The sequence below is a fragment of the Streptomyces inhibens genome (genome assembly GCF_003389455.1).
In the GTDB taxonomy this organism is placed as follows: domain Bacteria; phylum Actinomycetota; class Actinomycetes; order Streptomycetales; family Streptomycetaceae; genus Streptomyces; species Streptomyces inhibens.
In genome coordinates, this window is record NZ_QUAC01000410.1 from 1 (window position 1) to 10,826 (window position 10,826).

8 protein-coding genes and 1 pseudogene are annotated in these 10,826 nt (G+C 69.9%); 6 read left to right on the forward strand and 3 right to left on the reverse strand.

What is annotated here, in order from left to right:
* Positions 1 to 657 (reverse strand): annotated as a pseudogene (locus tag DY245_RS36240) (PucR family transcriptional regulator); the annotation flags it as partial.
* 263 nt (positions 658 to 920) lie between these two features.
* Between DY245_RS36240 and DY245_RS36245 the strand changes: the two are divergent.
* The 3 genes from DY245_RS36245 to DY245_RS47730 all read left to right on the forward strand — a co-directional run bounded on the left by DY245_RS36245 (position 921) and on the right by DY245_RS47730 (position 4,239).
* Positions 921 to 1,847: a proline dehydrogenase family protein gene (locus tag DY245_RS36245; protein ID WP_128511344.1), complete on the forward strand. Its 927-nt coding sequence runs from the start codon at positions 921 to 923 to the stop codon at positions 1,845 to 1,847.
* Between the two features lie 237 nt (positions 1,848 to 2,084).
* Positions 2,085 to 3,716 (forward strand): L-glutamate gamma-semialdehyde dehydrogenase, encoded by a 1,632-nt coding sequence (gene pruA, locus DY245_RS36250; protein WP_128511345.1) that lies wholly within the window; start codon positions 2,085 to 2,087, stop codon positions 3,714 to 3,716.
* A gap of 391 nt (positions 3,717 to 4,107) precedes the next feature.
* Entirely contained in the window at positions 4,108 to 4,239 is a 132-nt protein-coding gene (locus DY245_RS47730; RefSeq protein ID WP_099055466.1) for a hypothetical protein, read from the forward strand.
* 162 nt (positions 4,240 to 4,401) lie between these two features.
* On the opposite strand, the gene DY245_RS36255 is transcribed toward DY245_RS47730, so the two are convergent.
* Entirely contained in the window at positions 4,402 to 6,003 is a 1,602-nt protein-coding gene (locus DY245_RS36255; RefSeq protein WP_181924030.1) for a fibronectin type III domain-containing protein, read from the reverse strand.
* Positions 6,004 to 6,132: 129 nt separating this feature from the next.
* Between DY245_RS36255 and DY245_RS36260 the strand changes: the two genes are divergently transcribed.
* Together DY245_RS36260 and DY245_RS36265 are read left to right on the forward strand one after the other, a co-directional pair.
* On the forward strand, positions 6,133 to 7,173 hold the full coding sequence (locus DY245_RS36260; RefSeq protein WP_128511346.1) for a 3-isopropylmalate dehydrogenase: 1,041 nt from the start codon (positions 6,133 to 6,135) through the stop codon (positions 7,171 to 7,173).
* A 376-nt stretch (positions 7,174 to 7,549) separates the two neighbouring features.
* Complete coding sequence (locus tag DY245_RS36265; protein WP_128511347.1) at positions 7,550 to 8,656, forward strand: branched-chain amino acid aminotransferase; 1,107 nt, start codon at positions 7,550 to 7,552, stop codon at positions 8,654 to 8,656.
* Positions 8,657 to 8,741: 85 nt separating this feature from the next.
* Here the strand turns inward: DY245_RS36265 and DY245_RS36270 are convergent, their stop codons facing one another.
* Positions 8,742 to 10,196 carry a cytosine permease gene (locus DY245_RS36270; protein WP_128511348.1) on the reverse strand — a complete coding sequence of 485 codons (1,455 nt, stop codon included), beginning with the start codon at positions 10,194 to 10,196 and terminating at the stop codon, positions 8,742 to 8,744.
* Positions 10,197 to 10,463: 267 nt separating this feature from the next.
* Here DY245_RS36270 and ureA point away from each other — a divergent pair.
* A partial coding sequence (ureA, locus tag DY245_RS36275; RefSeq protein WP_128511349.1) for an urease subunit gamma occupies positions 10,464 to 10,826 on the forward strand: 363 nt, incomplete at its 3' end.

Below are 10,826 nucleotides of genomic sequence, written 5' to 3' on the forward strand. Positions count from 1 at the left end.
ACAGGCCGCGAGCAGGCCCGGCAGGCTCGGCAGCGGCGCCACGTCGGTGTCCGCGGCGTCCCAGGGCAGCACGGCGACCAGGGCGAGCGGGACGCCCGGGGTGAAGCGCAGGGTGTCCCGCAGCGCATCGCGCAGCGCGGCCGCGGCGCCGGGCCGCCCGGCGGGCTCCGAGATCAGCAACTCCCGCAGCAGATCGCCGAGTTCGGACCCGGCGCGGGCCTCGTCGGCCAGCAGCGCGCCGATCCGGGCGGCGGTCTCCATCGCCTGTGCGATCCGCGGGTCGGGCGGTGCGCCGCGGCCGCCCAGCGCGAGGTCGGTCAGATGCCCGTCGTCCAGCAGCCAGACATAGCCGTGCACGATGCCCCGATGGCGTACGGGCAGACAGATCCGGCCCCGGAAGACCCCGGCCGCCGGGTCGGGCGGAATGCGCAGCGCCGTCTTGGCGCGGGCGATCCCGAACGCCTCGAACCAGGCCCGTACCGCCGCCGACGAGCGGCGCTGAAGGATCGAGCGGGTCCGCACCGGGTCCATGACCTCGTCGTCGTCGCCCTCGTGCGCACCGAACGCAATCAGCCCGAAATCCCGGTCCTCCAGCGTCGCCGGCGCGCCGAGCGCCGCCGAGATCTCGTCCACAAGCTGCTGGTAGTCGCCCCTCATCCGCCGTCCGGCCCCTCTCCTGTCACCACACCACCGGCACCGCCGGCATCTCGGACACCCGTCACACCACTGTCACCACTGACATGGGTGTCCTACCCCCATTCTCATACATCTGTCTGAGATCCCGACCACGAAGGCGTGACAGCTGTCGATGGCCGGGAAGTGGCGCGATCCTTAAATTTCAGGTGGCTCAATCTTGCCGACGCGTCCGCCCCGTCCGGTGTCCGCCCGGCACTTGTCACCCTGAAACGTGGAGGTGCCCCATGCTGGGTCCCGTGCTTCTCGCCGCATCGCGCAGCGACAGCATCCGCCGTATCGTCGCGGCCGCTCCGGTCACCCGCCCCGTGGTGGACCGGTTCGTCGCCGGCGAGCACCTGGACGAGTCCATGGCGGCGGTGCGGAACCTCGCCGCGCGAGGCCTGGAGGTCACCCTCGACCACCTCGGCGAGGACATCACCGACCCGGCCGAGGCGCTGCGCAACCGTGACGCCTACCTCCAGCTGGCCGCGGCCCTCAAGGAGCACGGGCTCGGCGTGAAGGCCGAGATGTCGGTCAAGCTGTCCGCCTTCGGCCAGGCGCTGACCGGCGGGCACGAGCTGGCGCTGAAGAACGTCACTCCGGTGGTCGAGGCCGCCGCCGAGGCCGGTACGACCGTGACCCTCGACATGGAGGACCACACCACGGTCGACTCCACCCTCGCGATCCTCGCCGACCTGCGCGAGCGCTTCCCCCAGACGGGTGCGGTGCTGCAGTCCTACCTCTTCCGCACCGAGGACGACTGCCATGCGCTCGCCGGGGAAGGCTCCCGGGTGCGGCTGGTCAAGGGCGCGTACAAGGAGCCCGCGACCGTCGCCTTCCAGGACAAGCGGGAGGTCGACCAGGCCTATGTGCGCTGCCTGAAGATCCTCATGGCCGGGAAGGGCTACCCCATGATCGGGTCGCATGACCCGCGGATGGTGGCCATCGCCCAGGAGCTGGCGCACCGCAACGGGCGCAAGCCGGCCGACTACGAATTCCAGATGCTGTACGGCATCCGTGAGGCGGAGCAGCAGCGGCTGGTCGCCGAGGGGAACCGTATGCGGGTGTACATCCCCTACGGCACCGACTGGTACGGCTACTTCATGCGCCGGCTCGCCGAGCGCCCTGCGAACCTCGGATTCTTCCTGAGGTCGCTGGCGACCCGCCGCTGACGGACGAGGGCCCGCGGCTCTCCGGCCGGGGGTCCGGGGGGTGTCCCCCGGGAGATGCAGTCCGAGGCCGCCGGCCACCCGCGGCTGATCGCCTCCGGCGGCACCACGGGTGGATGCTGGATGCCAGGGGGTGATGTCCCCGATGTGGCCGCCCGCAGCCGCCCACCCGACGTGGCCGCGGCCGCACCCACCGACGTACGAAAACCGACGAGCGAAATCGAAGGAGACACGGCCGCTATGGACGCTGTGACCCAGGTCCCCGTGCCGGTGAACGAGCCGGTCCACACCTACGCCCCCGGCAGCCCGGAGCGTTCCCGTCTGGAGGCCAAGCTCAAGGAGCTGGCCGACAACCCGATCGAGCTGCCGATGACCATCGGTGGCGAGCGGCGGATGGGCGGCGGCGAGCGTTTCGACGTCGTGCAGCCGCACAACCACTCCGCCCGTCTCGGTACGTACGCCAACGCCACGGTCCAGGACGCCCAGGAGGCGGTCGACGCCGCGCTGGCCGCCGCCCCGGCCTGGCGTGCGCTGTCCTTCGACGACCGCGCGGCGATCATCCTCAAGGCCGCCGACCTGCTCGCCGGCCCCTGGCGCGAGACGATGGCCGCCGCCACCATGCTCGGCCAGTCCAAGACCGTCCAGCAGGCCGAGATCGACACCCCCTGCGAGCTGATCGACTTCTGGCGCTTCAATGTGCACTTCGCACGCCAGATCCTCGCCGAGCAGCCCCCGGCGAACTCCCCGGGTGTCTGGAACCGCTCGGACCACCGCCCCCTCGAAGGCTTCGTCTACGCGATCACGCCGTTCAACTTCACCGCGATCGCCGGCAACCTCCCGACCGCGCCCGCCCTCATGGGCAACGTCGTGGTCTGGAAGCCGTCCCCGACGCAGACCTTCGCCGCCGTGCTGCTGATGCAGCTGCTGGAGGAGGCCGGGCTGCCCAAGGGCGTCATCAACCTCGTCACCGGTGACGGCAAGGACGTCTCCGAGGTGGCGCTGACCCACCCCGACCTGGCGGGCATCCACTTCACCGGTTCGACCAAGACCTTCCAGTACCTGTGGAAGACGGTCGGCAACAACATCGAGAACTACAAGACCTACCCGCGGCTGGTGGGCGAGACCGGCGGCAAGGACTTCATCGTCGCCCACCCCACGGCCGACCGCGCCGTGCTGAAGACCGCCATGACCCGTGGCGCCTTCGAGTTCCAGGGCCAGAAGTGTTCCGCGGCCTCCCGCGCCTACGTCCCGGCCTCCCTCTGGAACGACGGCCTCAAGGAGGAGTTCGCCGCCGAGGTCGACTCCCTCAGCATGGGCGATGTCTCGGACCTGTCGAACTTCATGTCCGCCGTCATCGACGAGCGCTCGTTCGCCAAGAACAAGGCGGCGATCGACCGTGCCAAGGCCGACCCGACCGTCGAGGTCGTGGCCGGCGGTACGTACGACGACAGCGAGGGCTACTTCGTCCGCCCGACGGTCCTGGTCTCCACCGACCCGGAGAACGAGATCTTCAAGGACGAGTACTTCGGCCCGATCCTCGGCGTCTACGTCTACGACGACGCCGACTACGACGCCATGCTCACCCAGATGGAGTCCGCCTCTGCCTACGGCCTGACCGGTTGCGTCATCGCCCGGGACCGTGCCGAGGCGGCCCGCACCTGCGAGCTGCTGCGCTTCGCGGCCGGCAACTTCTACATCAACGACAAGCCCACCGGCGCCGTCGTCGGCCAGCAGCCCTTCGGCGGCGGCCGCGCCTCCGGCACCAACGACAAGGCCGGTGCCAAGCAGAACCTGATGCGCTGGACCTCCACCCGCTCCATCAAGGAGACCCTGGTCCCGCCGACGGACTACCGCTACCCGCACATGGGCTGATGCCCGCGTGAACACCGACGGCCCGGCGCCCCTCCTCCCCAGGGGTGGCCGGGCCGTCGGCGTGCTCCCGGGCGCTTCGTGTGGCGCAGCTGACACCGCCGAGCCGGACCGGGCGGGACGCCCGTGACCTGCGGATATCCGGGGATCACCGGTTCGGGAAGATGGTCGCCGTCTCAGATAGTAGGAAGCCCAAGTAATTGTGCAGACATCACGGCCGAGCTGTCCTAGCTTTGTAGGAGCCGAACGTAACGCTCCATCGAGCGATTGCGGATGCGGCCCGGTGCGCAAGCGCAGGTGACCCCTGCCGTGCCGTGGCCCCCGCTCTTTCCGGCCGCTTCTGGATCGACGCATCCCATCTGTTCTCGGGGCTTTGGCATTGGAGACGTGAATCATGGCCGAGACTGCCGTCCGCAGGACCCGTCACTCCGCCCGTACGACCAACGAAGCCGACCGTCGCAACGCCGCGGCCGCTCTCCAGCGCGCCCTCGACCGCCGCGACAACGGCGGCTCCACCGGACACTGAAGTGATGCGCGCACAGGCCGGGCCCCTGCCGTCGCGGCTGTCGTCGGAGCTGTGCCACTGCTGGTGGCGGATCCGGTCGTCGCTGGCCCGTTGGATCGGTCCCTCGTAACGCCACAAGGGCGCCCGGATCCGGGGCGCCCCTGCGGGTGGGTGTGAGCCGGCTCAGTGTGAGCGGGTCACCTCGAAGTGGTCGATGCGCTCGCCGGATTCGGCGAGCGCGGTGACCTTCATCCGGGGGCGGTGGCCCGGCGAGACCTCGACGGCGATGAAGGAGTAGCCGGTGTAGCGGACCCGGGACCACTCCACGGTGTCCTTGGTCTTCACCTGGCCCTTGGACCAGTGGTAGGTGTCGACGTGGTCGAGGTCCTTGACGTGGCCCTCGTAGCTGTCGGGTACGGGGAAGTCGTAGAGCGACCTGCCCGCGCCGCCGGCGGTGACGTAGACGATGCCCTCGTGTGCGGAGTCGACGCTCTCGCCGATCGGCATCTTCTTGCTGACCCGGCCGCCCTTGATGGCGTCGGTCCGCTCGTAGACGTGGTTGTGGCCGTTGATGACCAGATCCACCCGGTGCTTCTCGAACAGCGGCAGCCAGGCGTCGCGCACCCCGCCCTCGGAGGCGTGCGAGTTGGTGGTGGAGAAGGCACAGTGGTGGAAGAAGACCACGATGAAGTCGATGCCCTTGGCGGCGCGCAGCTCGGCCAGCCGGCGGTCCAGCCAGCGGGTCTGCCTGCCGCCGGTGTAGCCCTGGTTGGCGGGGATCTCATACGAGATGTCGTTGGCGTCCAGGGCGACGACCGCGACATTGCCGTAGGTGAAGGAGTAGACGCCGGGGGCGTTCTTGGCGTCCGGGCCGTTGCCGGGCAGCGTCCAGCGGGCGTTCTGGCCGCCGTAGCCGTTGGGTGAGTACCAGGCCTCCATGTCGTGGTTGCCGGTGGTCACCATCCACGGCACGGACTTGGCCACCGACTCGGTCTGGGCGAGGAACTGGTCCCACACCCGTGCGTCATAGGTGTCGTGGTCGGAGCCCTGGCCGTCCGGGTCCGCGTAGCAGATGTCGCCCGCGTGCAGGTGGAAGGACGGGTTCTGACCCAGGATCAGCTGGTCGTTGGCGAGCGCGTGGTAGCTCACGCCCTGGTCGCCGAAGGCCGTGAAGACGAACTTCTCGGCGCGGGCCGGGGCGGTACGGAAGGTGCCGACGGTGGAGAAGTGGCGCGGGTCGGCGGGGTCGAAGCCGTCGTGGCCGACGCCGTAGTAGTACGTCGTTCCCGGGCGCAGTCCGTCCAGCGCGGCGTGCAGGTAGTACTGCTGCACCGCGGGCAGCTTCGCGGACAGCGACGGGGTGTGCAGATCGCGCACCTCGGCCTCGATCTTGCGCCCCAGGTCCCACGGCTTGAGACCCACCCGCAGATACGGCCGCTTCACCGCGAACGGCACCTGCCAGCCGATCCGCATCTGGCTCTTGGGGTCGGCGCCGAAGGCCAGATGGCGGCCGAAGGGGGCCACCAGCGAACCGTCGACGGTGGCGGTGGCCTGCGAGGTGAGGAGGGTGGGGGAGACGGCCTGGGCCGAACCGGCCAGCAGACCGGAGCCGGCGACCACTCCCGCGGTGGCGGCAGAGGTGCGCAGCAGACCCCGGCGGGTCAGCTTCGTACGGAGGTAGTCATGCTGCTCGGGCATGCTCATCCGGGCCGCGAGCTGCTCCGGTATACCGACGCGCGGGGTGTGCGAGGGCAGCGGTTCGGCCCCCCGGGAGTTTCCAGTCATGCTGCCGAATTTCGCAGCATCACCCGACCACAGTGGGTCGTTGGGGTGAACGGCAGCTGACCGGCTTCCCATGTGTCCGTATGGCGGACGTTACGTGTCAATCAATGGGACCGCGAGTAGGGTCCAAACATGTCTCGCAGCATTCGCCTCGCAGTGATCCCCGGTGACGGTATCGGCCAGGAAGTCGTGGCCCAGGGCCTGAAGGTCCTGACCGCGGTCCTCCCGCAGGACATCAAGCTGGAAACCAAGGAGTACGACCTTGGTGCCAAGCGATGGCATGCGACCGGCGAGACCCTGCCGGACGCGGAGCTGGAGTCGCTCAAGCAGCACGACGCGATCCTGCTCGGCGCCATCGGCGACCCGTCCGTACCCTCCGGCGTGCTGGAGCGCGGTCTGCTGCTCAAGCTCCGCTTCGCGTTCGACCACTTCGTGAACCTGCGCCCCTCGAAGCTCTTCCCGAACACGGCCACCCCGCTCGCCGGCCGCCCCGACATCGACTTCGTCGTCGTCCGCGAGGGCACCGAAGGCCCCTACACCGGCAACGGCGGCAGCCTGCGCACCGGCACCCCGGCCGAGGTCGCCACCGAGGTCAGCGTCAACACCGCCTACGGTGTGGAGCGCGTGGTCCGGGACGCGTACGAGCGGGCCAACGCCCGCCCCCGCAAGAAGCTGACGCTGGTTCACAAGAACAACGTCCTGGTCTACGCGGGCCACATGTGGAAGAACATCTTCGACAAGGTCGGCCAGGAGTACCCCGAGGTCACCACCGACTATCTGCATGTCGACGCCGCGACGATCTTCTTCGTCACCCAGCCCGAGCGGTTCGACGTGATCGTCACCGACAACCTCTTCGGCGACATCCTCACCGACCTCGCCGCGGCCGTCACCGGCGGCATCGGCCTGGCCGCCTCCGGGAACATCAACCCGACCGGCGAGTTCCCGTCGATGTTCGAGCCGGTGCACGGCTCCGCGCCGGACATCGCGGGCACCGGCAAGGCCGACCCGACGGCGACGATCCTCTCCGTCGCCCTGCTGCTGCGCCACCTCGGCTTCGAGCAGCAGGCCGCCCGCATCGAGGAGGTCGTCGCGGCCGACCTGGAGGCCCGGGACGGTACGGCGCGCAGCACGGACGAGATCGGCGATGCGCTCGCGGCACGCGTAGCGGGCTGACGCCCGCGCACCGAACAGAACGTGACAGCGCCGGGCCGCCTACGGTCCGGCGCTGTCCGCGTTAAATCCACTCTGGGCTACCGCCCGGTTGAATGCGACCATCGGACCCGGACCGCGCACACGGTTCCAGCGGCGGAGAGCCACGGGCGATAATCGGACGTGGTGTCGCCGTCCGCGAGGAAACTCGGACGTCCCAGTAACGACCGGTACGTTCAAGATCTCGTCGTGCGCGCGGCCGCCACAAACCGCACCGGTGCCGCAAGGTGGGGGGCCGACCCCCCGACCCCCGGCCGGAGGGCTGGGCCGGTGACCCTCCCCCAGCTAACGCTGGGAGGTACCCCCAGGTATCGGAACACGCAGTGAAGGACATGCATTCATGACGACGCCCACGATCGAGCTCAAGCCCTCCTCGCACCCGCTGTCCGACGCGGAGCGGGAGCAGATCCTGGCCGCCCCCGGCTTCGGCCGCCACTTCACCGACCACATGGTGACGATCAGGTGGACGGAGGGCCGCGGCTGGCACGACGGGCAGCTCGTGCCGTACGGGCCGCTCTCCCTCGACCCGGCGACCAATGTCCTGCACTACGCCCAGGAGATCTTCGAGGGCCTCAAGGCCTACCGCCAGCCCGACGGCTCCGTCGCCACCTTCCGCCCCGACGCCAACGCCCGGCGCTTCCAGGCCTCCGCGCGCCGCCTGGCCATGCCGGAGCTGCCCGTCGAGACCTTCATCGAGGCCTGTGACCTGCTCGTCCAGCAGGACAAGGACTGGGTGCCCACGCACGGCGGCGAGGAGTCGCTCTATCTGCGCCCGTTCATGATCGCGACCGAGGTCGGCCTGGGCGTGAAGCCCGCCAACGAGTACCTCTTCGTCGTCATCGCCTCGCCCGCGGGCGCGTACTTCGCCGGTGGCGTCAAGCCGGTCTCCATCTGGCTGTCCGAGGACCGGGTGCGCGCCGTCCCCGGCGGCATGGGCGACGCCAAGACCGGCGGCAACTACGCCGCGTCGCTGCTCGCGCAGGCCGAGGCCGCGGTGCACGGCTGTGACCAGGTCGCCTACCTCGACGCCGTGGAGCACAAGTGGGTCGAGGAGCTCGGCGGTATGAACCTGTACTTCGTTTATGGCGGTGCATCCAAGGAAAAGCCGGTGATCGTCACCCCCACGCTGACCGGCTCCCTGCTCGCCGGTGTCACCCGTGACTCCCTCCTGTCCGTCGCCCGCGACCTGGGCTACGACTCGGAGGAGGCCCGGGTCTCCATCGACCGGTGGAAGGCCGACACGGAGAACGGCACACTCACCGAGGTCTTCGCCTGCGGCACGGCCGCCGTGATCACCCCGGTCGGCACGGTCAAGAGCGCGGGCGGCGAGTGGACCCAGTCCGACGGCGAGCCCGGCAAGGTCACGCTGAAGCTGCGCGAGGCGCTCCTCGACATCCAGCGGGGCGTTGCCGCAGACACGCACGGCTGGATGCATCCCCTGGGCTGATCCCGCCCCGGGGCGCTGCCCTGAACACGACTGAGGCCGCCTCCGACACGATGTCGGGGGCGGCCTCAGTCATGGTCACGCCGGCTCAGCCGACCTCCGCGGAGGCCTCCGCCGGGGCGGCCGGCGGAGGTGGCGCAAGGGTCCGCAGCGCCGGTACCGGCCGCGGCTCGCGCGCGGTGAGCGCCAGGTAGGCGACGGCGCCCACGGCCGCCGCGAGCAGGAAGCTGACGTCGATACCGCCGGTGAAGGGGAGCAGTGGCCCCGAGTAGAGCGGAGTGTCCACGCCCATCAGGCCGATCACCGAGCCCAGCGCCCAGGCGAGGGCCGCCTTGACGTTCCAGCCCGCCCGGTACCAGTACACGCCGCCGCGCGTACCGCGGTTGTAGACCTGTAGCGAATCCGGGTCGTACGCACCGCGGCAGCGCACGAAGCCGATCACGGTGATCACCGCCCACGGCGTACCGACGGCGGTCATCAGCAGGACGAAGGAGGTCATCGCGTCCTGCGCGGCCCACAGGAAGTGGCCGGCGTAGACCAGCGCGGTCGCGATCGCGGCGACCACATACGTGGCCTGGGTGCGGGTCGCCCGCGGCAGGATGGCGTCCAGGTCCAGGCCCATGCTGTAGAGCATCAGACCGGAGTTGCCGACCGATCCGGCCGAGGCGTTGAGCAGCAGCAGCGCGAGGTACCAGAAGGGGGCGCCGGCCACCAGCGGGCCCGCGTAGTCCTCGCCCGCGCCGACCGCCAGCGCGGTGAACGTACCGAAGAGCTGGGGCACCAGCAGACCGACCACCAGGCCCAGACAGGTCGCGCCGAAGACCTTCTTGGAGCTGTGCCGGCGCGGGGAGATGTAGCGGCTGTAGTCGCCGAGCAGGGTGATGAACGCGATGGGGCCGCTCAGGCCCGCGGAGACGGCGGCCAGCAGCCAGGTCGGCCAGAAGCCGCCGAGCAGATACGAGCTGCCGTGCGGCGCCGCGGTGGTGAAGGTGCCGGCGTAGGCGACGATGCCGACGGCCAGCAGGAAGGTCAGGCCGATCGCGAGCACCTTGCTCAGCCGCAGCAGCACCCGGTAGCCGTAGACCGCGCCGACCGCGGTGGCGCCCGCCAGCAGGGCGTAGACCAGGGCGTAGGTCGGTCCGCCGGTCGGCAGCCCGACGAGGCGGTGCAGAGCGCCGACGACCGCGTCGCCGCCGACCCACAGGGTCAGCGCGGTGTAGCCGAGCGACAGCAGCAGGCCGATGACCGAGCCGATGAGCCGGCCGCGTACGCCGAAGTGGGCGCCGCTGCTGGTGGAGAGGTTGGTGGCGCTGCGCAGCGAGACCAGTGCGAGCGGGGCGGTCAGCAGGGTGCCGACGAGGGTGCCCGCGACCAGGGAGGTCACCGAGGGCCAGAAGCCGAGCCCGAAGGAGACCGGGAGCCAGCCGAAGATGACCACGCCGAGGGCGAGGTTCGAGCCGAGCAGGATCGAGATGAGGTCGCGGGGACCGCTGGTGCGTTCCTCGTCCGGGATGGTGTCGACTCCGCGTTGTTCTATCGGCATGAGGGCTCCCCTGAGAGGCCGGACAACAGTGTGCGAGCAGTGCTCCGAGTGCAGTGCTCCGTGTTCTGGACAGTGCTCCGTCGAGTGGTACTCGCGGTGCCGGTGAGGGGCACTTGCGGCGCGAGATCATTTAGAGCGGCGTTCAATTCACCGCTTATTTAGAGCAGCGCTCAATGTCGCTCATCCCCATGCAGTAGGTCAATGCTTTCGCGTTGACCAATTTGTTGGTTAGAGTGTTGCTCTAATCGAGCTGGAGGGTGTGACGGGATGCGGTTGACGCCGACGGAACGCGACCGGCTGCTGCTGTTCGGCGCAGCCGAGCTGGCGCGGACGCGCCGGGCCCGCGGACTGAAGCTGAATGTGCCCGAGGCGACCGCGTTGATCGCGGACACAGTCTGCGAGGCGGCGCGGGACGGGCGCCGCCTCGCTCAAGCCATCGAGGCGGCACGCGGCGTGCTCGGTCCGGACGATGTGCTGCCGGGCGTGGCCGATGTGGTCACCGAGGTGCATGTCGAGGCCGTCTTCGACGACGGCTCCCGGCTCGCGGTGGTCAGCGACCCGATCGGCGCCGGCTCGCGGGCCGCGGAGCGCGACGAGGCCGCGGCCCCCGCGCCCGGCGCGGTGCTCCCC

What these genes read in the sequence shown, in the direction of transcription:
- DY245_RS36255 (WP_181924030.1), bottom strand. Translation starts at nt 6,003, where the DNA reads ATGACTGGAAACTCCCGGGGGGCCGAACCGCTGCCCTCGCACACCCCG.
- DY245_RS36270 (WP_128511348.1), bottom strand. Translation starts at nt 10,196, where the DNA reads ATGCCGATAGAACAACGCGGAGTCGACACCATCCCGGACGAGGAACGC.
- DY245_RS36260 (WP_128511346.1), top strand. Translation starts at nt 6,133, where the DNA reads ATGTCTCGCAGCATTCGCCTCGCAGTGATCCCCGGTGACGGTATCGGC.
- DY245_RS36265 (WP_128511347.1), top strand. Translation starts at nt 7,550, where the DNA reads ATGACGACGCCCACGATCGAGCTCAAGCCCTCCTCGCACCCGCTGTCC.
- pruA (WP_128511345.1), top strand. Translation starts at nt 2,085, where the DNA reads ATGGACGCTGTGACCCAGGTCCCCGTGCCGGTGAACGAGCCGGTCCAC.
- DY245_RS47730 (WP_099055466.1), top strand. Translation starts at nt 4,108, where the DNA reads ATGGCCGAGACTGCCGTCCGCAGGACCCGTCACTCCGCCCGTACGACC.
- DY245_RS36245 (WP_128511344.1), top strand. Translation starts at nt 921, where the DNA reads ATGCTGGGTCCCGTGCTTCTCGCCGCATCGCGCAGCGACAGCATCCGC.